At 72.2% G+C, this 22,580-nt stretch carries 23 protein-coding genes; 3 read left to right on the forward strand and 20 right to left on the reverse strand.

The window, feature by feature from the left end; genetic code table 11:
• The coding region (locus GEV10_21230; protein ID MQA80971.1) for an electron transfer flavoprotein subunit beta at positions 1-139 on the reverse strand (139 nt) is incomplete at its 3' end.
• Positions 140-312: 173 nt separating this feature from the next.
• Positions 313-1,176: a hypothetical protein gene (locus GEV10_21235; GenBank protein MQA80972.1), complete on the reverse strand. Its 864-nt coding sequence runs from the start codon at positions 1,174-1,176 to the stop codon at positions 313-315.
• Between GEV10_21235 and GEV10_21240 the strand changes: the two genes are divergently transcribed.
• Together GEV10_21240 and GEV10_21245 are read left to right on the forward strand one after the other, a co-directional pair.
• Positions 1,149-2,045 carry a GNAT family N-acetyltransferase gene (locus GEV10_21240; protein ID MQA80973.1) on the forward strand — a complete coding sequence of 299 codons (897 nt, stop codon included), beginning with the start codon at positions 1,149-1,151 and terminating at the stop codon, positions 2,043-2,045. The genes GEV10_21235 and GEV10_21240 overlap by 28 nt on opposite strands.
• Positions 2,046-2,067: 22 nt before the next feature.
• A complete protein-coding gene (locus tag GEV10_21245) occupies positions 2,068-2,619 on the forward strand; it encodes a hypothetical protein (GenBank protein MQA80974.1) in 552 nt (183 codons plus the stop codon).
• Between the two features lie 45 nt (positions 2,620-2,664).
• On the opposite strand, the gene GEV10_21250 is transcribed toward GEV10_21245, so the two are convergent.
• The 4 genes from GEV10_21250 to GEV10_21265 form a co-directional block, all read right to left on the reverse strand.
• A complete protein-coding gene (locus tag GEV10_21250) occupies positions 2,665-3,387 on the reverse strand; it encodes an acyltransferase (protein MQA80975.1) in 723 nt (240 codons plus the stop codon).
• 132 nt (positions 3,388-3,519) lie between these two features.
• Positions 3,520-4,323 (reverse strand): methyltransferase domain-containing protein, encoded by an 804-nt coding sequence (locus GEV10_21255; GenBank protein MQA80976.1) that lies wholly within the window; start codon positions 4,321-4,323, stop codon positions 3,520-3,522.
• A 38-nt stretch (positions 4,324-4,361) separates the two neighbouring features.
• Positions 4,362-5,288, reverse strand: coding sequence for a methyltransferase domain-containing protein (locus GEV10_21260; protein MQA80977.1), 927 nt, complete (start codon positions 5,286-5,288; stop codon positions 4,362-4,364).
• Between the two features lie 121 nt (positions 5,289-5,409).
• A complete protein-coding gene (locus GEV10_21265; GenBank protein MQA80978.1) occupies positions 5,410-6,180 on the reverse strand; it encodes an enoyl-CoA hydratase/isomerase family protein in 771 nt (256 codons plus the stop codon).
• 116 nt (positions 6,181-6,296) lie between these two features.
• Here GEV10_21265 and GEV10_21270 point away from each other — a divergent pair, with 116 nt between their 5' ends.
• A complete protein-coding gene (locus GEV10_21270) occupies positions 6,297-7,049 on the forward strand; it encodes a helix-turn-helix domain-containing protein (GenBank protein ID MQA80979.1) in 753 nt (250 codons plus the stop codon).
• Positions 7,050-7,166: 117 nt separating this feature from the next.
• Here GEV10_21270 and GEV10_21275 read toward each other — a convergent pair whose 3' ends face one another.
• The 14 genes from GEV10_21275 to GEV10_21340 form a co-directional block, all read right to left on the reverse strand.
• Complete coding sequence (locus GEV10_21275; protein ID MQA80980.1) at positions 7,167-8,417, reverse strand: acetyl-CoA hydrolase; 1,251 nt, start codon at positions 8,415-8,417, stop codon at positions 7,167-7,169.
• The gene (locus GEV10_21280; GenBank protein ID MQA80981.1) at positions 8,414-10,339 is read right to left on the reverse strand and encodes a hypothetical protein; all 1,926 of its coding nucleotides are present in this window, start codon (positions 10,337-10,339) and stop codon (positions 8,414-8,416) included. The genes GEV10_21275 and GEV10_21280 overlap by 4 nt, the downstream gene beginning before the upstream one ends.
• A 16-nt stretch (positions 10,340-10,355) precedes the next feature.
• Entirely contained in the window at positions 10,356-11,522 is a 1,167-nt protein-coding gene (locus GEV10_21285) for an acyl-CoA dehydrogenase (GenBank protein ID MQA80982.1), read from the reverse strand.
• The gene (locus GEV10_21290) at positions 11,507-12,619 is read right to left on the reverse strand and encodes a CoA transferase (protein MQA80983.1); all 1,113 of its coding nucleotides are present in this window, start codon (positions 12,617-12,619) and stop codon (positions 11,507-11,509) included. The genes GEV10_21285 and GEV10_21290 overlap by 16 nt, the downstream gene beginning before the upstream one ends.
• Positions 12,612-13,451, reverse strand: a complete 840-nt coding sequence (locus GEV10_21295) for a CoA ester lyase (GenBank protein MQA80984.1) — start codon at positions 13,449-13,451, stop codon at positions 12,612-12,614. Before GEV10_21295 ends, GEV10_21290 begins: the two co-directional genes overlap by 8 nt.
• 112 nt (positions 13,452-13,563) lie before the next feature.
• Positions 13,564-14,037 (reverse strand): MaoC family dehydratase, encoded by a 474-nt coding sequence (locus tag GEV10_21300; protein ID MQA80985.1) that lies wholly within the window; start codon positions 14,035-14,037, stop codon positions 13,564-13,566.
• A gap of 1 nt (position 14,038) precedes the next feature.
• Entirely contained in the window at positions 14,039-15,241 is a 1,203-nt protein-coding gene (locus tag GEV10_21305; protein ID MQA80986.1) for an ABC transporter substrate-binding protein, read from the reverse strand.
• Positions 15,238-16,023 (reverse strand): ATP-binding cassette domain-containing protein, encoded by a 786-nt coding sequence (locus GEV10_21310; GenBank protein ID MQA80987.1) that lies wholly within the window; start codon positions 16,021-16,023, stop codon positions 15,238-15,240. The genes GEV10_21305 and GEV10_21310 overlap by 4 nt, the downstream gene beginning before the upstream one ends.
• Positions 16,016-16,723: an ATP-binding cassette domain-containing protein gene (locus GEV10_21315; GenBank protein MQA80988.1), complete on the reverse strand. Its 708-nt coding sequence runs from the start codon at positions 16,721-16,723 to the stop codon at positions 16,016-16,018. The genes GEV10_21310 and GEV10_21315 overlap by 8 nt, the downstream gene beginning before the upstream one ends.
• Positions 16,720-17,736: a hypothetical protein gene (locus tag GEV10_21320; protein ID MQA80989.1), complete on the reverse strand. Its 1,017-nt coding sequence runs from the start codon at positions 17,734-17,736 to the stop codon at positions 16,720-16,722. The genes GEV10_21315 and GEV10_21320 overlap by 4 nt, the downstream gene beginning before the upstream one ends.
• Positions 17,733-18,596 carry a branched-chain amino acid ABC transporter permease gene (locus GEV10_21325; GenBank protein ID MQA80990.1) on the reverse strand — a complete coding sequence of 288 codons (864 nt, stop codon included), beginning with the start codon at positions 18,594-18,596 and terminating at the stop codon, positions 17,733-17,735. The genes GEV10_21320 and GEV10_21325 overlap by 4 nt, the downstream gene beginning before the upstream one ends.
• Positions 18,597-18,688: 92 nt before the next feature.
• Positions 18,689-19,822 (reverse strand): acyl dehydratase, encoded by a 1,134-nt coding sequence (locus GEV10_21330; GenBank protein MQA80991.1) that lies wholly within the window; start codon positions 19,820-19,822, stop codon positions 18,689-18,691.
• Between the two features lie 158 nt (positions 19,823-19,980).
• On the reverse strand, positions 19,981-20,625 hold the full coding sequence (locus GEV10_21335; protein ID MQA80992.1) for an FCD domain-containing protein: 645 nt from the start codon (positions 20,623-20,625) through the stop codon (positions 19,981-19,983).
• Positions 20,626-20,819: 194 nt separating this feature from the next.
• Positions 20,820-22,574 (reverse strand): gamma-glutamyltransferase family protein, encoded by a 1,755-nt coding sequence (locus tag GEV10_21340; protein MQA80993.1) that lies wholly within the window; start codon positions 22,572-22,574, stop codon positions 20,820-20,822.
• Positions 22,575-22,580: the final 6 nt, after the last annotated feature.

Genomic DNA, 22,580 nt, shown 5'->3' on the forward strand with positions numbered 1-22,580 from the left:
ACGCCTCCTCGATCGCGTACTCATCGAGCTCATTGATGACACCATCGGCCGACGCACGGTCGAGGGTCTTGTCAACAGGATCGAGCTTGCGCTCCGAATACGTGTCGGGCACCTGCTTGACGCAAACGACGATATTCATGCTGGCGGCTGCCCTCCGAGCCAACGCGTTGACGGCGGGCGGTCCGTGCGGCGCCCGTCATCGGTCACCTTGCCAGATGAGCCCACCGCGTGCCGCGGCGGGCTCACCGTGATGTTACCGGTCGGTAGCCGTCGGTGCGAGCTCTCGCAAGCACCGGGCAAGCGTGACTCCCGTCACCTCTCGCCGACCGGCCGGTCGGCGAGCTCGCGGACCAGGAGCGTGGCCCCGACGACCGCGCCAGGCATGAGTACCACCGCGAGCAGCGGGACGAGGAAGAGTACGAACGTCGGCACGCCGAACGCGAAGACCTGCCCCCGATTGCGGCGCGCGAGTGCCAGCCGGTCGGGCAGGTATCTGCCGCGGCGCTCCATCGCGGGAGCCATCAGCTCCAGGGCGAGGAAGCGGCCGCCGACCAGAGCGCCGAGGATCCACCCCGCGACCTGGCCGACGACGGGGATCAGTCCGGCGAGGAAGACGAGGAGGCCGGCCGGAAGCGTCCTGACGAGCATCGCCAGCGTCTCGCGGACCGCGCGGCCGAGCCCGCGGTGCCACGCCTCGTCCGCCTCGACCGGCGCGTCGCCGAGCTCCTGCTCGGCGAGCCGCGAGAGCCCCTCGTAGAACGGCTGCCCGAACAGCAGCGTCAGCGACACGAACACGAGGACGGACAGCCACATCGCCAGTCCGACGAGCATCAGCGACACGACCGTCCTGCTCACGTCGCGCACCCCCGGCGACCAGCCGTCGGCGAACGGGGTCGCCCACGCCACGAAGTCGCCGACGAAGACGGCGAGCAGCACGACGAGGGTGCAGAGCACGGCGAACGTCACCAGCGCGGGCAGCAGCCCGAGCGGCCACAGCCGCGGCCGCCGGAACACGAACGCCTGCCCTCGCGTGAAGCACGCGAACCCGCTCAGCGCAACCCGCTGCGGCGGCGTCGAAGGACCCGGAATCTGCTTGCCACCCTGTTCCACCCGGGTGAGACTACGGGCCACCGCGACGAGGAGGTCGGATGACCCGCGAGCCCCTCGTCCGCGCACCGTGCGACGCCGACGTCGCCGACGTCACCGGGTTGTGGGCGCAGTGCGTGCCGTACACCGTGCGGACGGCGCGGGTGGTCGGTCCCGCTCTCATGGAGCCCGGCTCGCTGGTGGCCGAGCGCGCGGGCCGGGTGATCGGCTACGGCGCCGTCAGGTACTCGCCGTCCGGCCACGACGACACGGCGCACCTCCACCTGCTCGTGTCCCCGGGTGCCCGCCGCGCGGGCGTCGGTTCCACGCTCCTCGCCCGCCTGGAGGCGACGGCGCTCGGGCTCGGCGCCGCACACACGTACGCGTTCGTCAACGCCGACGGGGTGTCGCCCGGCTTCGCCGAGCACCGCGGCTACACCGGCGAGCACGTGCACCGGTTCTCCGGCTGCGACCCGCACGACTGCCCGCCTCCGCCGCCCACGCCGGACGGACTCACCGTCGTGCCGCTCGACGACATGACCGACCTGCCTGCCGTCTGGCGCGCACACCAGGCGACCGCCGAGGACGACCCGAGCGGGTCGACGCCGCGGATGCCGTATGCCGTGTGGCTGCGGGAGTTCTGGGACTACCCCGACCACGAGCCGGCCCTCGGCGTCGCTGTTCTCGACGGCACGACGCTCGCGTCGTACACGATGACGCAGGCGGACCCCGACCTGCACCGGGCCTGGTCGACGATGACGGGCACGCCGCCCAGCTACCGCGGACGCGACCTGGCGAAGCTCGCGAAGGCGACCGCCCTGCGCGCCGCCGCGGCCCGCGGCTACTCTGGCGCGACGACCGGCAACGACCTCGCCAACGCGCCGATGCTCGCGGTCAACGACTGGCTCGGCTACCGCGAGGTCGCCCGCGCATACTCCATGACCAGACCCCTGACCTGACGTCGTGGTCGAGACTGCGGGCATGGAGTTCTTCTGCTATCACCGCGACCGATCCGGCTCCGCAGCGTTGCGCGACGAGATGCTGGAGGAGCACTGGTCCTACATGGACCGGTACGCGGCGCAGATGATCGCCCGCGGTCCGACGTTCGTCGACGGCGGCAACACGCCCTCGGGGAGCGTGCACATCGTGGACCTGCCCGATCCCGTCGCGGCCCGCGCGTTCGCCTTCGACGAGCCCAACTACCAGGCCGGCGTGTACCGCGACGTGCTGCTGCGGCGATGGCGCAACACGCTGGGGCGGACCATGTGGGACTTCCCCGGCGGCCGCTCGGGTGGCGACCGGTACCTGGTGCTCGGTCTGGGAGAGGGGCGGGCCGCCGATCTCGCCGGACCGCCCGACCGGGACGAGCTGATCGCGTACGGGCCGCTGCTGTCCGACAGCGGCGCCACCTGGCTGGGTACGGCGGCGCTGCTCCGTGCGCCGGACCCGGACACGGCCCGTACCGTCATGACCCAGGACCGGCACGCCGATATCGAGGTGCACCGCTGGCAGTTCGGCGGGCGCCCGTCCTGACCCGGGGCCTCCCGCTATCGCGATGGTCCGCGACATGACATGGCATTACCGGTCGCGAAGCGGGGCAACCCGGGCATTCGACCAGGTAGTGCCATGTGAAGTGCGGTCGACGCCTCGTTGCGGTGGCGGCGTCGGGCGCTGCGGCTGGTCACTGGTGAGGCGGGAGCGGACGACGCGGGCGGGGACGCCGCAGGCGATGGCGTAGTCGGGGACGTCCCTCGTCACGACGGAGTTGGCGCCGACCACGCCGCCGCGGCCGATCTCGACCCCGCGCAGCACGGTGGCCTTGGTGCCGATCCACACGTCGGGCCCGATCCGCACGGGACGCTTCACGATGCCCTGGTCCTTGATCGGGACGGTGAGGTCGTCCGTCCGGTGGTCGAAGTCCGCGATGTACACATTGTCGGCGACCAGCGTGGCGGCGCCGACCTCGACGTCGAGGTAGCAGTTCAGGCTGATGTCCTGGCCGAAGACGGTCTTCTCCCCCACACGCAGGTTGCCCTCGTGACAGCGCAGCGCGGTGCGGTCGCCGAAGTGCGTCCACCGGCCGAGGACCATGCGTCCGTAGCCCTTGCGCGCATACACCTCGGTGCGACGGCCGAGGAAGACGAACCCCTCGGTGACGACGTGCGGGTGCCGGAGCCGCAGCCGGAGGAAGCGGAGGTAGCGGACGAGGTAGAACGGGGTCCACGCCCGGTTGCGGACGACCCAGCGCAGCGACGCCCAGGTGAGGAAGCGCGCCTGCCGTGGGTCCCTGCGGCTCACCATGGTCGACCACGGTAGCGCGGCCTGGCACCGTGAGGGGCACCCTCACGGTGCCAGGCCGCGGTGAGGGTGCCCTCCACGGGTGGGCGGGCTGCGGGTCTGCGGGCCGGCGCCGGTGCCGGCGACCGCGGGTCCCTAGTCGCGGACCGCGCGCAGGGAGTAGAGCAGCGGCACGCGCGGGCGGCCCTCGGGCAGGCGGCACCAGCCGTTGCCCGCGTCGGGCATGTCCGCGAACCGCCGCCAGGGCAGGATGTCGTGCTCGACCAGCGACACGATCCGCAGGTCCGCCCCGACCAGGGCGTTCACGACCTCGTCGAGGCCGTGTGCCCACTGGTACGTGACGGTGTTCTCGGTGAGCGCGTCGCCGTCGGTGTACGTGTGCGGCCCGTCGAACCGGTGCGCGCCGCGGCCGCCGAGGTAGTCGTACGCCACCGCGAGACCCTCGTCCGGCTGCTCGTCGGCGAGCGACCCGAGCAGCGGGTGGAACTCGACGAGGTGCAGGAGGCCGCCCGGGCGCAGCAGGTCGGCGACCACGCGCGCCCAGCGGTCGAGGTCGGGCAGCCAGACCAACGAGCCCTTGCCGGTGTAGACGACGTCGAACCGTTCACGGCCGAGCACGTCGGCGGCGTCGTACACGTTCGCCGCCTCGTACCTGACGTCGACACCGCACTCGGCCGCGAGCGTCCGCGCCGACGCGACGGACTCCGGGGAGAGGTCGACGCCGACCGCGCGGGCGCCGGCCCGTGCGAGGCAGACGGTGTCGGTGCCGATGTGGCACTGCAGGTGCACGAGGTCGCGGCCCTCGAGCGGGCCGAGCTCGTCGTACTCGAACGGAGCGAGCCGATCGGCGCCGGCACGCAGGCCGGCGAGGTCGTAGAAGTCGCTGGCGACGTGGACGGACGTACGGGTGTCCCAGTTGCGGGCGTTGACCCGCATCATCTCGGCGGTGTCGTGCTCCACCGGTCCTCCAGAGTTCGCTACGGTGCCGCCCCGGTCACCATAACGTTGTAGAAGACCTCCGGCGGCATGATTTTGGCGAGCACGGCCCGGTCGAACGCCGACAGCGCCTGCCAGCCGCGGTACGCGAACATCGCCCAGTTCCAGCCCAGCCGCTCACGGTTGACCACCGACTCGAACGTGCGCACCGGCCAACCGAAGAACGCTGCCGCGAGCTCCTCGGTCTTCGTGTCCACGTCGACCGCGCCGGCGCGCAGGCACGTGCGGGCCAACTGCTCGGGGTCGAACGTGTGCAGGTCGACGACCCACTCGAGCGCGGCCGCCTCCGACTGCTCGGCGAGCTCGGCCTTAGGCCGCCCCCAGGTCTCGCGCAGCCCGGGCAGCCCGGTGATCCTGGTCGTCGCCCACCACGTCAGCCGACCGAGGCGGCGCGCGTAGAAGTCGCCGATCGTCGTCGGCTCGCCGGCGAAGACGAAGCGCCCACCGGGCTTGAGGACGCGGACGACCTCGCGCATCGCCTGCTCGACGTCGGGGATGTGGTGCAGCACCGCGTGCCCGACCACGAGGTCGAACGTGTCGTCGTCGTACGGGATGCGCTCGGCGTCGGCGACCCGCCCGTCGATCGTGAAGCCCAGTTGCTCCGCGTTGCGCTTCGCGGCCTCGACCATGCCGGAGCTGATGTCGGTGACGTGTCCCTCCTGGAGCACGCCGGCCTGGCGCAGGTTGAGGAGGAAGAAGCCGGTGCCGCAGCCGAGCTCGAGCGCCTTGGCGTACGGCCACCCGTCGGTGCCGGCGACGGCGGCGAACCTGTCGCGCGCGTACGCGATGCAGCGTTCGTCGAAGGAGATCGACCACTTGTCGTCGTAGTGCTCGGACTCCCAGTCGTGGTAGATCGTGTTGGCCTGCTTGGGGTCCTGGCTGACGGTGTCGTAGTCGAACGTTGTCACGAGCCGTCCTCCGAAGTGAGCATCGCAGCGGTCCGAAGCGCCCTCCACGACCGCACGACCACAGAGCGAGGAGCGGAGCGGAGGTGGACGGCGGGATATGCCGGCTTGGATTGGCTCACCATCACCGTCCCTTGAACTCTGGCGCGGACTTGCCGACGAACGCGGTGAAGCCCGCGGCCTTGTCGTCGGTGGCGAACAGCCCGGCGAAGTGGGCGCGCTCGATCTCCAGGCCGGTGTCGAGGTCGACCTCGACACCGCGGTCGATCGCGTCCTTGGCGGCGGCGAGCGCCACTGCGGGGCCGGACGCGAACTGCGCCGCCCACGCGCGCGCGGTCTCGTAGACCTCCGCGGCGGGCACCACCTTGTCGACGAGGCCGATGGCCGACGCCTCCTCGGCGGTGACCTGACGACCGCTGAAGACGAGGTCCTTCGCCCGGGCAGGGCCGACCAGGCGGGTGAGTCGCTGCGTGCCGCCGGCGCCGGGGATGATGCCGAGCAGGATCTCCGGCTGGCCGAGCTTCGCGTCGTCGGCCACCACCCGGAAGTCGCAGCACAGCGCCAGCTCGCAGCCGCCGCCGAGCGCGTAGCCCGTGATCGCCGCGATCACCGGCTTGGGGATGCGCGCGACCCGGGTGAACGCGGCCTGCAGATCACGGGAGTGCGCCGCCATCTCGGCGTACGACATGGCGTCCATCTCCTTGATGTCCGCCCCGGCCGCGAAGACCTTCTCGCCGCCGTAGACCACCACCGCGCGGACGTCGTCGCGTGTGGCGCACTCGGCCGCCGCCTCGCCGATCTCGGCCTGCATCTGCCGGTCGAGCGCGTTCATCTTCGGACGGTCAAGCCGGACGGTGCCGACCCCGTCGGCGACCTCGACCCGTACGAACTCCATGCCAGCTCCAGCCCATCTCCTACCCGGCGGTAACCACGCGAGCGTACCGGGCCCCGGAATGCGTCGCCCTGGTGCTCGCGTGATGAGAGACTTCTCCCATCGCGGAAAGGGGGAGCATGATGGCGGACAACGATGGACGGCAACCGAATCCGGAGAAGGAGCACCGCACGGTCTCCCGGATCGCGTCCATCCTCGAGGCGGCGGCCCACACCAGGGACGGCGTCCGGCTGAGCACGATCGCCGACGAGCTCGACGCGCCCAAGTCGTCCGTGCACGGGCTCCTCAAGGGACTGGTCGCCGTCGGCTACCTCACCGAGCAGGGCGGCGGGTACGTGATCGGCCCCGCCGTGCAGATGCTCGTCCAGGCCGCGGAGCAGCCACCGCTCACCGGGCGGGCGCGGCCGGTGATGAGCCGGCTGCACCGGCTCTTCGACGAGACCGTGATCCTCGGGACGCGGGCGGGCGACTCGATCCTCTACCTGAGCTCGATCGAGTCCACGCAGCTGGTGAAGTACTCGCCGCCGATCAACAAGCGGCGGCCGCTCCTGCCCACGAGCATGGGCAAGGTCTACCTCGCCGAGCTGCCGCCACGGCAGCTCGACCGCTACCTGCGCAGGCAGGTGCCGGAGGCCACGGCACGCGCGGCGTACCTCGAGGAGCTCGAGGAGATCCGCGGCACCGGCGTCGCGTTCAACCACGCCGAGACCGTGCCGGGCGTGTTCGGCGCCGCGTCCGGCATCCGGCAGGCCGGTCGTCTCATCGGCTGCCTCACCATCGCCGGCCCTCTGGAACGCCTGCAGGCACAGGAGAAGGCCATCGGCACGGCCGTGAAGAGCGCCGCGCGCGACGTCTCTGACCGCCTCCGCTGACGTGTCTCCCGGTCACCGCGACCGAACCCGTGAGGGGCACCCTCACGGTGCCAGGACACGGTGAGGGTGCCCCTGACGGGTCGGAGGACACGGTGAGGGTGCCCCTCACGGGTCGGATCAGCACAGGCCGCGCGCGTGGCGGTCCAGGGCCTCGCGGTGGTCGGGGTGGGCGACCGCGGTCAGGCGCCGCGCTCGCTCGCCGAGGGTGCATCCGGCCAGGTGCGCGACGCCGTACTCGGTGCAGACGACGTCGACGTCGGTGCGCAGGGTGGTGACGACGCCCGCGTCGAGCCGGGCCACGATCCGCGAGCGCGTGCGCGTCGTCGCCGGGAGCGCCACGACGGCCAGGCCGCGTTCGGCCGCCGCGCCTGCTCGTACGTAGTCGACGTGCCCGCCGACGGCTCCGGCATAGCTGCCGCCGACGGTCTCGGCGTTGACCTGGCCGGTGAGGTCGACCTCGACCGCGGAGTTGACCGAGACGAAGTCGGCGAACCTGCGCAGCGACTCCGCCCCGTGGGTGTCGTCGAGCGGGCGCACGGCGAGGGCGTCGTTGCGGTCCGCCCAGTCGTACAGCCGCCCGCTGCCGTACAGCAGCCCGCCGACCGTGACGCCCGCGTCGACCGGCTTGCGTGCGTTGGTGACCGCGCCGCACTCGACGAGGTCGAGGACGCCGTCGGTGACCAGACCGGAGTGCACGCCGAGATCGCGGTGGCCGCGCAACGCGGCGAGCACCGCGTCCGGCACGCGGCCGATGCCGTACTGCAGGACGGCGCCGTCGGGGACGAGCTCGGCCACCCGCTGCGCGACCGCGCGCTCGACGTCGTTCGGCTCCCCCGGGTCACGCGTCGGCAGGGGCCGGGAGGTGTGCACGGCCAGGTCGATCCGTTCGGCGGGCAGCATGGTGTGGCCGAGTGTGTACGGCATCTGGTCGTTGACCTCGGCGGCGACCACCCGGGCACGCGCGAGCGCGGCGGGCAGGCCGGCGACCGTCACGCCGAGGCTGTGCCGGCCGTGCCGGTCGGGAGGCGAGCACTGGACGAGGACGGCGTCGACGGGCACGGTGCCGCGTGCGATGAGCGCGGGCAGGGTCGACAGCTGGCAGGGCAGCACCTCGTCCGGACGTGCGCGGGCGAGGGCGCCGTTGGCGCCGTACCCGCCGAGCATCGTCACCCGTAGCGAATCGGCGTGCTCGGGCCGGATCGTCTCCCGCGTCGTGTAACCGAGCAGCACCGTGACGCCGCCGAGGGCGTGCCGCTGCTCGACGAGCGCCTCGGTCAGGGCGAACGGTTCCGCCGCCCCCTCGCCGACGAAGACGTGGTCACCTGCGCGCAGGACGCGACCGAGGTCGGGTACCTGCCCCGACGTCACGTCAGGACCCCGGCCTCGCGCAGCTCCGCGACCCGGGACGCCGTCGCGCCGAGTCGGCCGGTGAGGATCTCGTCGGTGTGCTCGCCGAGCGCAGGCCCCGGTGCCGTCACCTCGGGGAACGCACCACCGAGCCGCCACGGCAGCCGCGACACCGTCACGTCGCCGAGCCACGGCGACTTCACCTCCGTGAGCAGGTCGGCGCTGGTCCACGGGGAGTCGCGCAGGTCCGTCATCTCGACCGCGGGCTCGTCGTCTCGCAACGGTGTCAGGCCGTCGCTCCCGACGCCGAGCTGCGCGTCGACGAGGTTGCCCCCGTTGGCGAGGATCGCGCTCTCGTGCTGGGAGAGCACGACGTGGCTGCCCACTCCCCTGCTCCGTCGCGCCCACAGCCCGGCGAGCACCAGCAGCAGCCCCTGGCTCGCGGCGTTGGCGTCGGAGAAGCCGTACGTCATCATCCCGATCGACGACTCGCCGGGATAGCGCACCAGCGACTCGACGCCCGCGCCCGCGGTGAGCACCGGCGCGTACGCGCGGAGCCCCGCGGTGGTCGGGTGGGCCCGGTAGCCGCGCATGGACACGTAGACGCAGCCGGGGTTGGCCTCGTGGACCACGTGCGGCGCGATGCCGAAGCGGTCCATGACGCCGGGGCTGAGGTTCTCGATGATGACGTCGGCCCGCGCCGCCAGCTTCGCCAGCTCCGCGCGGCCGTCGTCGGTGCGCAGGTCGAGCGCGATGCTGCGCTTCCCCCTGTTGCAGGCATGGAAGTACGGCGTGACCTCGAGCCGGGGCGCGTCGTCGGGCAACACGGCCCCCGTCGGCCTGCCGCGCAGCCGGGTGTTGTCCGGCCGCGTCGCGCTCTCGACCTTGATGACGGTGGCGCCCAGGTCGACCAGCCCGACGCTCACCGCCGGTCCCGACCATACCCAGGACAGGTCGAGCACGACGACGTCGCGCAGCGGCTTGTCGTCCGCCGCGCCGCCGACCTCGCTGACGTCGAACGGTTCGCGCAGCGTGCGGACGCGGGTGCCGTCGACGTCGGACTCCCGCCACCGGTCGGCCAGCGACGGCAGGTCGAGCACCTCGCCGGGGGTAAGCACCGGTCCGCCGGGGAACCCGAACTCCGAGGCGATGCGGTTCAGGTCGGCACGCGTGTGCGACGTGAGCCACGGCGCCATCCGGTCGTCGACCTCCTGCGGGTAGTCCTTCGCCATGGCACGCAGGTCGTGGTACCGCGGGTCCGCAGCCCATTCCGGCGAGCCCATCGCGGTGACGAGGGTCTCCCAGTCGCGCCTGGTACGCCCGATCAGGCAGTACTGGCCGTCCGCGACGTCGAAGAGGCTGTACGGGTAGCAGCCGCCGCTCCCACTCGCCCGCCGGCCGGCACGCTCCCAGCGCGCGCCGTACGGCAGGTAGAGGTTCGCGTTGGTCACCGCGCTCCAGGCGACGACGTCGACCGCCGCGACCTCCACCTCGGTCTCGCCGCGCAGCAGCGCGGCGACGCCGGCGCCGGCCACGTGGCTGCCGACCATGTGGTCGAGCGCGCCGTCCGGCAGCGGGAGTGCCGGCCGGTCGGGCTCCCCGATCGCCACCGCGACGCCGCTGGCACCCGACAGCCTGCGCTCGTCCATCGCCATCCGGGGTTCGGGCGCGGTCGTGCCCGTGCCGGCGAAGCGTACGGTCGCGGTCGCCGTCACGCCGGAGTCGTCGGCGCCCTGCTCGACGATGCGCAGGTCGGCGTGCACGGGACCGTCGCCGCCGTCGTACTCGCCGAGCCACGCCCGCTCCCGTGCCGTCGGAGCGGTGTGGCGGCGCAGGACGACGTCGGCCCCGAGGTCGGCGTACCAGCGCGCGGTCGCGTGCAGCGCCCGCGCATCGCCGACGACGGCGACCTTCAACCCGGACAGCGGTGCGGACACAGGCATCCTCCTCCTTCGGGCGTCAGTACGAACGGGGCAGCCCGAGCGCGTGCTGGGCGAGGTAGTTGAGCACCATCTCCTGGCTGATCGGCGCGATCTGCATGAGCCGCGCCTCGCGGAAGTACCGCTCGACGTGGTACTCCTTCGCGTACCCCATGCCGCCGTGTGTCTGCACGGCCCGGTCGGCCGCGAAGAACCCCGCGTCGGCGCACAGCAGCTTCGCCATGTTGGCCTCCCTGCCGCACGGCTCGCCCCTGTCGTAGAGCCACGCCGCCTTGCGCGCGACGAGCTCCGCCGCCTCCAGCCGCGCGTCGGCCTCGGCCAGCGGGAAGGCGATCCCCTGGTTCTGCCCGATGACCCGGCCGAACACCTCACGGGTCGCCGCGTAGTCGACCGCCCGGCGCAGCGCGGCGCGGCCGATGCCCACCGCCTCGTGCGCCAGCAGGATGCGTTCGGGGTTGAGCCCGTCGAGCAGGCAGCGGAAGCCCTTGCCCTCCTCGCCGAGTCGGGCGGACGCCGGCACCCGGAGGTCGTCGATGAACACCTCGTTGGACGCCACCGCGTTGCGGCCCATCTTCGGGATCGGCCTGATGTCCATCGCGTCACGGTCGACGTCGACGAGGAACAGGGTGAGGCCGTCGGTCGGCTTCTCGACCTGGTCGCGCGGTGTCGTGCGGGTGACGAGCATCATCTTCTGGCTCTCACCCGCCTTGGTGATCCACACCTTGTGCCCGTTGATCACGTAGTCGTCGCCGTCGCGTCGCGCCTCGGTGCGCACGCGGGTGGTGTCGGTGCCCGCGTCGGGCTCGGTGACGGCGAAGCAGACGTGCAGGTCGCCCGCGACGACCTTCGGCAGGACCTCCGCGCGCAGCTCTGCGGCGCCGTGCTTCACCACGACGTTGATGCCGAAGATGGTGAGGTGCATGCTGCTGCACCCGTTCATCGCCGCGCCGGACGCGGCGACCTCCTGCAGCAGCAGGGCGGCCTCGGACACGCCCATCCCGCCGCCGCCGTACTCCTCGGGGATCGCGATGCCGAGCCAGCCGGCGGACGCGAACGCGGCGTAGAAGTCCCACGGGAACTCGTGCAACGCGTCGCGCTCGGCCCAGTAGTCGTCGTCGAACCGGCCGGCGAGGTCGCGAACGGCCTCGCGCAGCTGCCGGTGCTCGTCGCTCAGCGCGAAGTCCATGGCACGCTCCTCCCGCCGCTGTCGAGCGCGGGCGACGCCGACCGCAGCCTGCCCATCACGGCACCGTCTCTACGTACCGGGAAGACGACGTGCCGCTCACCGTCCTTCTCCTGCACGAGCTCGTCGCCGGCGGCCACGGCGGCGTCGGCCACCTCGGTCAGCGACCGCACGGGCGTCACCGGGACGTTCGTGCCGGCGAGGCGTTCGAGCCAGTCCGCCAGCGTCTTCCTGCCGAAGGCGTCGCGGACCAGCAGGTGCAGCTCGTCGGGATGGCGCGTGCGGTCGGCGAACCGCTCGTCGGCCAGCCGCGGCTCGACCTCGGCGAGCACCTGCCTGGTCGCCTCCCAGAACCCGTCCTCCACCGCACCGAGCGCGAGGCGCCGCCCGTCCGCGGTGCCGAACACGTCGTTGGTCGGGTAGAGGTGCCGCCTGTCGTCGGCCTCGCGGACGAGCCGCGAGCCGCCGCGCGCCGACGCCCACGCGGTCATCACGTCGGTCATGCTCACGTCGAGGTGGCACCCGCGGCCGCGACGGTCCCTGTCGTGCAGCGCCGCGAGCACCGCGACCACGGCGAAGCTCGACGACGCCAGGTCGGCCATCGGGACGCCTGGCCTGCGCGCCTCCTCGCCCCAGTGCCCGGGGAACGACAGCGCACCGGACGCGGCGAGGTAGTTGAGGTCGTGGCCGGGGACCTGCCGGTCGGCGCCCTCCCCCTGGCCGAACCCGGTGATCGAGCAGTAGACGATCCCCGCGTTGACGGCGGCCACGTGCTCGTACCCGATGCCCAGCCGGTCGACGACGCCGGGACGGTAGCCCTCGACCAGCACGTCGGCGTCGCGAGCGAGGTCGAGGAACGCGCGCCTGCCCTCGTCGCTCTTCAGGTCGAGGACGATGCCGCGCTTGTTGCGGTTCGACACGGTGAAGACGTCGCCGCGGATCGTGCGCCCGCCGTCACCACCGGGCGGCTCCACCTTCGTCACGTCGGCACCGAGGTCCGCGAGCACCTGCGCCGCCCACGGGCCGGGCAGCAGCTGCGAGACGTCGAGCACGCGCACGCCGGAGAGCGGGCCTGGATCGGCGTCGTTCACCTCACCCATCGGCAACCCCCTCGTTCGCCTCGGCCGCGGCCAGTACCGTGCGCGCCTGGACGAGCACCGGCTCGTCGACCATCAGCCCGTCGTGCGCGACGACGCCGCTGTCGGAGTCGACGGCAGCGAGCACGCGCCGTGCCCACGCGACCTGCTCGGGCGTCGGCGCGAACGCGGACCTGATCACGGGCACCTGGCTCGGATGGATCGCGGCCTTGGCCTGGTAGCCGGACGCGACGGAGTCGGCGGCCTCTGCGGCGAGGCCGTCGGTGTCAGCGATGGCGAGGTAGACGCCGTCCAGGGCCACCTTGCCGTGCGCGCGGGCGGCGAGCAGGGTCGTCGCGCGGGCGTGCTCGACGACACGCCGGTACCGACCCTCGTCGTCGCGGCTCGACCGGCCGCCGAGCGACGCGACGAGGTCCTCCGCGCCCCACATCAGGCCGACGCAGTTGCCGACCGCGGCGAGGGCCTCGGCCGCCAGCACGCCGCGTGCCGACTCGCAGATCGCCACGACGCTCAGCGGCGCGAGGCCGGCGACGTCCTCGGGCCGCTCGGCTTTGGGCAGCACCACGGTGGTGACCGCGGTGCCGGCCAGCGCCTCCAGGTCGGCGCGGCCCGCGTCGGTGTCGGGCGGGTTGACGCGCACCATCGTCCGCGCCGGGTCGAGCACACCGCTCGCGAACCCCTCCGCGACCTGGCGGCGCGCGTCGTCCTTGGCACCGGGCGCGACCGCGTCCTCCAGGTCGACGATCACCGAGTCAGCCGCCCGCAACGCCTTGGCGTACCTGTCCGGCCGGTCCCCAGGACAGAACAGGACCGCCGGCCCCCGCAGCGCACTCATTGGTCCACGCACCCGCTTCCTCGCTCCCCTACGGCAGGCGTCGCGACAACGTCCTGCCCGGTCTCCCAGGAGTCGCGACCCCTACCTCCGCCTCGCTCGTCAGCTCCTCTGCTCACTGGGCACCCTCCGGCTCACGCATCATCAGCGCCGTGCGCCGCGCGGACGCCACGACCTCGCCGCGCTGGTTGCGCGCCCGGTGCTCGAACGTCACGACGCCCGCGGACGGACGCGACCTCGAGTCGCGCACCGCCACGATCTCGGTCTCCGCGTAGAGCGTGTCGCCGACGAACACCGGCGCGGGGAAGCTCACCTCGCCGAACCCCAGGTTGGCCACCGTGGTCTCCTGGGTCAGGTCGGCGACCGACAGGCCGACGAGGGTCGACAGCGTGAACATGCTGTTGACCAGCCGCTCGCCGAACTCCGTCCGCGACGCGAAGTGGGCGTCGAGGTGCAGGCTCTGCGGGTTCATGGTGAGCGTCGAGAAGAGCGTGTTGTCGGCCTCGCCGACCGTACGCCCTGGCCGATGCTCGTAGACCTCTCCGACCGCCAGCTCCTCGAGGTACCTGCCGCGCGACACGACCGCCACGTCAGGACCACTTCCGCTTGGGCCACACGACCTCGTCGGTCGCCTGGTCGTCCGGCCAGATCACGACCTTCTCCTCACCGCGCCACTGGATGCCGACGTACTTGTAGCCGGTCTGCTGACCCTTCTCGTTGACGTCGTACGTGCCCTGGACCGTGTCGACGGTCTTGGTGGCGAAGAACTCCCTGACCTTCTCACGGTCGGTACCACCGGCCTCGATCGCCGCCTGGGCCACCTCGCCCGCTGCGTACGCCGCCGCCGAGTGGTAGCTCGGCGCGCGCTTGAACTGCTTCTCGTACCCGGCCGTGAACTCCTCGTTCTTCGTCGTCTCGAGCTGCGGCTCCCACGACGAGCGGCCGATGATGCCGTCGACGTCCTCACCGAGGGCCTCGGCCGTGACCCCGTCGGCTGCCTGGATGAAGTGGTAACCCGGAGCGTCGAGCCCGGCGCCGATCATCTCCTTGGTCAGCGCGACGCTCGCCTCGTAGTACCCGCCCATCGAGATCGCGTCGGGCTTGAAGCCCTTCATCTTCTGCACGATCGAGCTGAAGTCGTGCGACTCGGACGGGTAGCTCAGCGACTGGACCTGCAGGCCGCTCTTCTTCGCCTCGGTCGACGCCCACTTCGCCGCGGCGACGGAGAAGCCCGCCTCCTCGTTGATGATCGTGATGCGCTTCGCCCCCTTCTCCTCGGCGATGTGCAGGAACGCCTCGTGGTCGTACGTCGAGCTCGGGAACGCCTGGAAGGTCCAGGTGAGCTTGCGCCGATCCCAGATCGCGGAGTCGGAGCCGATCGTCGCGAGCATCGGCACCTGCGACTGCTCGAGCGCCGCACCCATCGTGTCCGTCGCTCCGGAGCCGTACGGCCCCAGGATCATGAACACGTCGTCCTTGTCGACGAGGCTGCGGGCCAGCGTCGCGGCGACGGCGGGCTTGCTCTGGTCATCGCGGACCACGAGCTCGACCTTGCGGCCGTCGATGCCACCGGCGTCGTTGACCTCCTTGGCCCAGTACTCGTAGCCCTCGCGCACGTACTTCGCCGACGGCCCGAACACGCCGGTGAGCGAGAGCACGACGCCGATCTTGATCGGGTCCTCGTCGCTCCCGCCGGCTCCGCCGCCGCACGCCGCGGCCATCGCGGCGATCAGCACGATCGCGACGCCCACCCGCAGTCGCGTGCCCATCCCCCGGAGTCCGTTCGCAGTCATGTCCTGTCCTCCTGTCGCGTCTTCGCGACCTCGTCCTGCCGGTTGCCGTCCGCCCCGAGGTACAGGTCCCGCACCACGTCGTCGACCGCGTGCTCGTCCCCCGTCACGGTCCGGACGACTACGCCGAGATCGAGCACGCAGGTGCGGTTGGTGCTCTCCATCGCCTTCACGATGTTCTGCTCGACGAGCAGGATCCCCACGTCGGTGTCGCGTCGCAGCGCGTCGACGTAGGAGAAGATCTCGTCGACCACGACAGGTGCCAGCCCGGCCGACGGCTCGTCGAGGAGCAGCACGCGCGGCTCGGTCATCAGCGCACGCGCGATCTTCAGCTGCTGGCGCTCGCCCCCTGACAGGCCGCCCGCGGGATGCCCGGCCTTCGTCCGCAGCACGGGGAACGTGTCCATGCACGCGGCCATGCGATCGCGCACCCGCCCGCGGTCACGCAGCAGGTAGCCGCCCATGGCGACGTTCTCCCGCACCGACATATCGGGGAACAGGTCCTGCCCCTGCGCGACGTACGCGCAGCCGCGGCCGAGCACCTGGTGCGGGCGCAGCCCGCCGATCTCCTCACCGGCGAGCAGGATCGACCCGCGTCGCGGCCGGAGGAACCCGGCGACCGCCTTGAGCACCGTCGACTTGCCCGCGCCGTTGGCACCGATGAGCGCGAGCGACTCACCCGCGTGCACCGTGAGGTCGACGCCGCGCAGCACGGTGAACGCGCCGTACGCCACCTCGACGTCACGCAGCTCGAGCACCGCACCCGGTGCCGTCTGCTCAGACATGGCCGGCTCCGAGGTATTCGGCGACGACCCGCTCGTTCCTGCGCATCTCGTCGGGGGTGCCCTCGGCGAGCAGGCGTCCCTGCGCCAGGCAGAAGACCCGCGTGCACAGGTCGAGCAGCAGCGCCATGTCGTGCTCGATGATGACGAACCTGCTGCCCTGGTCGGCGAGTCGCCTGAGGTGACCGGCGATCTCGCCGCGCAGGTCCGGGTGCACGCCGGCCGCCATCTCGTCGAGCAGGACCAGCTCGGGTCGCCGCAGCAACGCGCGGGCCAGCTCGACGAGCTTCTGCTGGCCGATCGACAGCTCGCCCGCGCGGCGGTCGACCACCCCGGTGAGCCGCAAGAGCGTGAGCAGCTCCTCCGCCCGGTCGCGTGCCTCGCGACGGCTCATCCCGCCCGATACGGCGAGGAGGTTCTCCGCGACGGTCATGCGGCCGAAGACTCGCGGGCTCTGGAAGGTCCGGCCGAGGGCGACGACACGCCGACTCCGCCGGCGCAGCGCCGTGCCGCCCACCGTCCCGCGCGACGCCTTGCACAGACCCGTCACCAGGTTGAAGAACGTGCTCTTGCCCGAGCCGTTCGGTCCGATGAGGCCCCAGAGATGGTGCTCGTCGGTGACGTTCAGGGTGAGGCCGTCGAGCGCGCGGACGCCGCCGAAGGTGACCTCGACGTCCTGGGCGCTCAGCAGTGTCGTCGTCATGAGCCGGCCCCCTCGCCCTGCGGCCGCCGGCGCCGTACCCGCGTGACGAGGCGCCGCACCAGGCCGGCCAGGCCCTCGGGCGCCGCCAGCACCACGACGACGAGGACGAGGCCGAGCAGCGCCAACTGCAGCTCCGAGCCGAGGTTGGTCAGCAGCTCCTGTGACACGGCGTAGACGACCGCCATGGCCGGGGCGCCGAACGCCGTGCCCATGCCGCCGACCAGGGAGATCACCAGCGGCTCCACCGAGCTCTGCACGCTGAAGACCGACGGCGGGAAGACCGTGGCGAGGAAGAAGCCGTGCACCGCACCAGCCGCGCCGGCGAACAGCGAGCTCACCGCGAACGCCGTGAGCTTCAGCCGTACGGTCGGCACGCCGGAGACCGACGCGGCGACCTCGTCCTCCCTGATCGACAGCAGCTGCAGCCCCGGGCGTGCGTGCCGGAGCAGCACGACGAGCACGGTGGCGACACCCGCGACGAGCACCATCGCGACCACGAGCGACGACATCGGCTGCAGCACCTTGGAGGCGAGTCCCTGCGGACCGCCCGTGATCCACGCCATCTTCTGCGCCAGCAGCAACGCCGCCGCCTGGAAGAAGATGGTGGCGAACGCGAAGGCGATGCCGTGTAGCCGCAGGCTCGGCAGCCCGATCACCATCGAGGCGACCAGCGCCGCCGCCATGCCGGCGAGGATCGCGCCGCCGAAGCCCGCGCCCGCGTTGGACGCGATGATGCCGGCGTAGCTACCGAGGCCGATCAGCGCGCCGTGCGCGAACGAGACGTAGCCGGTGAAGCCGGAGATGATGTTCCACGACTGGCCGACCGCGGTGAAGAACGCGACGGTGTAGACGATCGTCATCGCGTAATTGCTCAGCCCGATCGACGGCACCAGGCAGCCGGCGAGGGTGAGCGCGCCGACGACCGCGAGGCCGACGACCGTGCCGCGCCGGTGCGACTGCCAGACCACGGGCGCGCGCCTGGCGACGGGGCGTTCGGTGACGGACGCCATCATGTCGTTCGCCCGCCGGCGAGTCCCTGGGGGCGGACGAACAGCAGCACGAACAGCAGCGCGTACACGACGAGGCGCGCCCAGGTGTCGTCGAGCGCGTATCCGACGCCGACCTGCACGAGGCCGACGACCACGCCGCCGCCGATCGCGCCGACGAGGCTGCCGAGCCCGCCGAGCACGACGATGACGAAGCCGATGAGCAGCCACTGCCGGCCGAGCTCCGGCGTCGTCACGAAGCTCATGCTCAGCACCGAGCCTGCGGCGGCGCCGAGCCCGCCGCCGAGCCCGAACGCGACCGCGTCCATCCGCCGCAGGTCGATGCCGCACGCCGCGGCGGCGTCCCTGTGCTGGGCGACCGCGCGCATCGCTGAGCCCGTACGCGTGAAGCGCAGGAACGCGGTGACGGCGGCGACGAGCAGCACGCAGAGCGCCACGACCAGCAGGTCCTCGGTGGCCACCGTGACCCCGGCGACGTGGATGCCGCCGGACAGCACCTCCGGGTAGCTCCGGTAGTCACCGGAGAAGGCGAACGTGATGAGGCCGAGGCCCACCACCGACAGCCCGTACGTCAGCAGCAGGCCGTCGAGCGGCGGGCGGTCGGCGACCCGGCTCAGCACGAGTCGCTGGGTGGCGAACCCGAGCGCGATGCCCACGACGATCGCGAGCACGACGCCGACGAGCGCGGGGCCGCCGGCCTTGGCGACGAAGAAGTACGTGACGTATCCGCCGAGCGTGATGAACTCCGCGTGCACGAAGTTCACGACGCCCATCACGCCGAAGACGAGGGCGAGGCCGAGGGCGACGACCGCGAGCAGAGCGCCGAGGGCGAGGCCGTTCGTCACCAGTTGCAGTGCCAGGCCCATCAGGCCCTCCAGGCATGCGTACAGATCGGGGCGTTCACATATGCGAACACATCGGACGCTTTGTCGAAACTAGACGGTCGGCGGCCGGCGGGTCAAGAGGATCCGTTGCCCTGCCGACGCGCCGGCAGCTCGACGATCGCGGTCCCCCTGGCGGACTCCTCCCCGTCCTGGCTGTGCGCGCGCAGCGCGATCGTCACCCGGCCGGTGCCGGTGTCGACACCGGTGACCGTCCCCGCACACGCGACGAGCTCGCCGATCAGGTTGTGCCTGCGCACCTGGACGTCCAGCTCGACGAGGTGCCCGTCGTCACCCATCCAGTCGGTGGCCACGTGCCCCATCCACGACACGCGCTCCGGCCCGTAGTCGTACGCCCCCGGCACGCCGACGCGGCGCGCCAGGTCGGGGTCCCAGTGCACCCGCTCGGGCGGCTCGGGCACACCCATCTCGTTGGGGATCGCGAGTGCCGGGTGGTTCTCGTACAGCTCGAACGCGTGCCCGTGCGCGCGGACGTAGAGGCCGCCCCAGCCGAGCAGGTACGACACGGCGGTCGTCGCGGTGTAGGGGCCCTTGATGAGCTCGGGCACCTCGTCGCCGACGGAGACGCTGTCGACGTACCGGACCTCGGCGCCGCGCCTGCGGGCCTCCTGCGCACGGTACTTCTCGCCGATCTCCTGCATCTGCTCGGGCGTCCAGTGCATCTCGCCCAGCGTCTCGTGGTCGTACTTCTTGCGTTCCCGCGCGGCATCGCGCTCGGTGCGGAAGCAGTACGACTCGGCGGTCGCCACGAGCTCGTCGTGCTGGTCGTGGAAGTTGACCTCGTAGACCTGCTGGATCGACCGACCCGCGAACCTGCTCGGCCGCTCGATCAGGTCCTTCAGGTGGGCGCGGCCGCGCACCCGGTCGCCGAGCGCGAGCCGGCGGTGCCACCGGAACGTCGTGCCCGCGAACATCGCGTGCACGCCGGGCAGGCCGCTCACGTAGCCGCTGAGGATCCGGTCGGCGGCGAACAGGATGCTTGGCGGCGCGAACGTGCCGTACGCGGGCCGGTAGTCGGGATCGACCCACAACGGGTTCTGGTCGCCGATCCCGTACGCGTAGTGGCGGATCGCGTCGGCGGTCAGCTCCTCCACGTACGGACGACCCCGGCGCACCTCCTGCCCCTTGGTCTCCGCCAGTCGTTCGAGGGCCGAGTCGGTGATCTTCCCGAACTCGGTCACGAGCGGCATCGCCGACGTCATACGTTCACCACCTGTACGTATATATGAACACCAATTCGCAAGTAGGAACGACGGTAAGACGCCGTCGCACGCGAGTCAACGGTTGCCGCCGACTTGTCAGAACCTCAGCGGGTCATGACCTGCTGAGGTTCTGACACGTCGGCGGGTCAGGGGCGGTTGGCGACGTTGGCCTGGCGCGTGCGCTCGGTGTGCTGGCGCATCAGGTCCCTGGCCCGGTCGGCGTCGTGGGCGGCCAGGGCGTCGATGAGGACGTCGTGCTCGTCCCACGACGACTCACCGCGGTTGCGCACGACGGGCCGCAGGTACCAGCGGATGCGGTCGTCGAGCGAGGCGATCATCCGGCACAGCATCGCGTTGCCCGCGTGCTCGGCGATCCGGCGGTGCAGCTCGGAGTTCGTCGCGACCACGAGGTCGTACTCGCCGCGCAGCACCGCCGCCCGGCCGCGCGCCGACACCTCGCGCAGCTCCGCGACGTCGTCGTCGGTGACGGCGCAGGACGCCAGCGCCGCCGCCTCGCTCTCCAGGGCCGCGCGGACGCCGAACACCTCGCCGACCTCGCCCACGGTCGGTGCGTGCACGAACGCGCCGCGACCGGGCCGCAGCTCCACCCAGCCCTCGGCCTGCAACGCCTGCAGCGCCTCGCGCACCGGTCCCCTGCTGACCCCGAGCCGGTCGGCCACCTCGGCCTCGACGAGGTGCTGGGCCGGGGCGAGCACGCCACTGACGATGAGGTTGCGCAACGCCTCCTGCACCTGGTGCCGCAGCGGCACGGGCCGGGCGACCGGGGTCATCGCGTGGAATCCCGTGCCGCCTTCCCGCACCCCGGACATCGACTCGGCGCGCTCGTCAGCTCCTGCGCTCAGCGACCCGGCGCGCCCGCTTCCTCCCTCCCCTCCGGCAGGCGCCGCGGCCGCGCCCCCACCGGACCAGGAGGCGTCGCGACCCCTACCTCCGGCTCGCTCGTCAGCTCCTGCGCTCACCGGACCTACCGCCCCACCGCGTAGCCCTGCATGCCGCGCGGGTTGGCGCCGGCGCGCAGGACGCCGTCGGCGTCCCTGCTCACCGCGCTCAGCCGGCCGAGCGACCACGCGTCGCCGACGACCACCTCGTGTCCGCGGCGCCGCAGCTCCTCGATCGCCGTGTCGCCGAGACGGGACTCGACCTGCAGGACACCGGGGAACGCCTGCCGTGGGTAGAACGACGACGGGAAGTGCTCCGAGTGCCATGCGGGCGCGTCGATGGACTCCTGCAGGTTCAGGCCGTGATGGACGTGGCGCAGGAACAGCAGCAGCGACCACTGGTCCTGCTGGTCGCCGCCCGGCGTGCCGAACGCCAGGTACGGCGCGCCGCCGCGCAGCGCCAGCGACGGCGTCAGCGTCGACCGCGGCCGCTTGCCGGGCGCGAGGCTGGCCGGCAGGCCCTCCTCGAGCCAGAACATCTGCCCGCGGGTGCCGAGCGCGAAACCGAGACCGGGGATCACCGGCGAGCTCTGCAGCCAGCCGCCGCTCGGTGTCGCGCTCACCATGTTGCCCCAGCGGTCGACGATGTCGAGGTGGCACGTGTCGCCACGGGTCTCCCCGGTCGGCCGCACCGTCGGCTCGCCGACCCCGCCGGCAGGCGACGGGTCGACCGGCGCGCGGTGGGTGAGGATCTCCGGCAGCCGCGGCGCCGCGACGCCGGCGGGCACGCCGGGCCGCAGCGGACCGACGTCGGCGGTCTCCGCGACCAGCGCGCGCCGCTCCCGGTTGTATGCCGGCGACAGCAGCGCGTCGAGAGGCACGTCGGCGAACGCCGGGTCGCCGTAGTACGCCTCGCGGTCGGCGAACGCCAGCTTCGCGCACTCCGTCACGACGTGCACGAACTCCGGTGAGCACGTGTCGTACGCGTCGAGGTCGAACCCCGCGAGCAGCGCGAGCTGCTGCAACAGCACCGGCCCCTGCGTCCACGGCCCGGCCTTCAGCATGGTGTGGCCGTGGTACTCGTGCGCCAGCGGCTCCTCGACCGTCGCACGCCACGACGCCATGTCGTCGAAGCGCAGCAGGCCGCGGTGTGCCGCACCGCTGACGTCCATCACCTCGGTCTTCTCCGCGTACGCCGCGATCGTCTCGGCCACGAAGCCCTCGTAGAACGCTCTCCGTGCCGCCTCGATCTGGCTCTCCCGGTCGCTGCCCGCCGCCTCGGCCTCGGCCAGCACCGTACGGTACGTCGCGGCGAGCTCGGGGTTGGCGAACAGCCGCCCCGGCGTCGGCGGCGCGTCGTCCGGCAGCCACAGCGCGGCCGACGTCGGCCAGTGCGCGCGGAACGTGTCGGCGACCGTCGAGATCGTCCCGGCGATCTTCGGCACCACGGGGAACCCGTGCTCGGCATAGCCGATCGCGTACCCGAGCACGTCGCGCAGCGGGAGCGTGCCGTGGTCGCGAAGCAACAGCATCCACGCCCCGAACTGCCCGGGCACGCACGCGGCCAGCAGGCCCGTGCCCGGCACGAGGTCGAGACCGAGGTCGCGGAACGCCGCCGGTGTCGCGGCCGCGGGCGCGGTGCCCTGCCCGCAGACCGCGAACGGCCGGTCGGCGGACGCGTCCCAGGCGAGCATCGGCACCTCGCCGGCAGGCCCGTTGAGGTGCGGCTCGACGACCTGCAGGACGAACCCGGCCGCGACCGCCGCGTCGAAGGCGTTGCCGCCCCGCTCCAGCACGGCCATGCCCGACTGCGACGCCAACCAGTGGGTCGACGCCACCATGCCGAA

The sequence above is a fragment of the Streptosporangiales bacterium genome, from assembly GCA_009379955.1.
Lineage (GTDB): Bacteria > Actinomycetota > Actinomycetes > Streptosporangiales > WHST01 > WHST01.

Bases quoted from the DNA above. Each gene is read 5' to 3' on its own strand.
- GEV10_21240 (MQA80973.1), top strand. From the start codon at position 1,149: ATGACCCGCGAGCCCCTCGTCCGCGCACCGTGCGACGCCGACGTCGCC.
- GEV10_21245 (MQA80974.1), top strand. From the start codon at position 2,068: ATGGAGTTCTTCTGCTATCACCGCGACCGATCCGGCTCCGCAGCGTTG.
- GEV10_21250 (MQA80975.1), bottom strand. From the start codon at position 3,387: ATGGTGAGCCGCAGGGACCCACGGCAGGCGCGCTTCCTCACCTGGGCG.
- GEV10_21255 (MQA80976.1), bottom strand. From the start codon at position 4,323: ATGATGCGGGTCAACGCCCGCAACTGGGACACCCGTACGTCCGTCCAC.
- GEV10_21265 (MQA80978.1), bottom strand. From the start codon at position 6,180: ATGGAGTTCGTACGGGTCGAGGTCGCCGACGGGGTCGGCACCGTCCGG.
- GEV10_21270 (MQA80979.1), top strand. From the start codon at position 6,297: ATGATGGCGGACAACGATGGACGGCAACCGAATCCGGAGAAGGAGCAC.
- GEV10_21280 (MQA80981.1), bottom strand. From the start codon at position 10,339: ATGCCTGTGTCCGCACCGCTGTCCGGGTTGAAGGTCGCCGTCGTCGGC.
- GEV10_21285 (MQA80982.1), bottom strand. From the start codon at position 11,522: ATGGACTTCGCGCTGAGCGACGAGCACCGGCAGCTGCGCGAGGCCGTT.
- GEV10_21290 (MQA80983.1), bottom strand. From the start codon at position 12,619: ATGGGTGAGGTGAACGACGCCGATCCAGGCCCGCTCTCCGGCGTGCGC.
- GEV10_21295 (MQA80984.1), bottom strand. From the start codon at position 13,451: ATGAGTGCGCTGCGGGGGCCGGCGGTCCTGTTCTGTCCTGGGGACCGG.
- GEV10_21305 (MQA80986.1), bottom strand. From the start codon at position 15,241: ATGACTGCGAACGGACTCCGGGGGATGGGCACGCGACTGCGGGTGGGC.
- GEV10_21310 (MQA80987.1), bottom strand. From the start codon at position 16,023: ATGTCTGAGCAGACGGCACCGGGTGCGGTGCTCGAGCTGCGTGACGTC.
- GEV10_21315 (MQA80988.1), bottom strand. From the start codon at position 16,723: ATGACGACGACACTGCTGAGCGCCCAGGACGTCGAGGTCACCTTCGGC.
- GEV10_21320 (MQA80989.1), bottom strand. From the start codon at position 17,736: ATGATGGCGTCCGTCACCGAACGCCCCGTCGCCAGGCGCGCGCCCGTG.
- GEV10_21325 (MQA80990.1), bottom strand. From the start codon at position 18,596: ATGGGCCTGGCACTGCAACTGGTGACGAACGGCCTCGCCCTCGGCGCT.
- GEV10_21330 (MQA80991.1), bottom strand. From the start codon at position 19,822: ATGCCGCTCGTGACCGAGTTCGGGAAGATCACCGACTCGGCCCTCGAA.
- GEV10_21335 (MQA80992.1), bottom strand. From the start codon at position 20,625: ATGACCCCGGTCGCCCGGCCCGTGCCGCTGCGGCACCAGGTGCAGGAG.
- GEV10_21340 (MQA80993.1), bottom strand. From the start codon at position 22,574: ATGGTGGCGTCGACCCACTGGTTGGCGTCGCAGTCGGGCATGGCCGTG.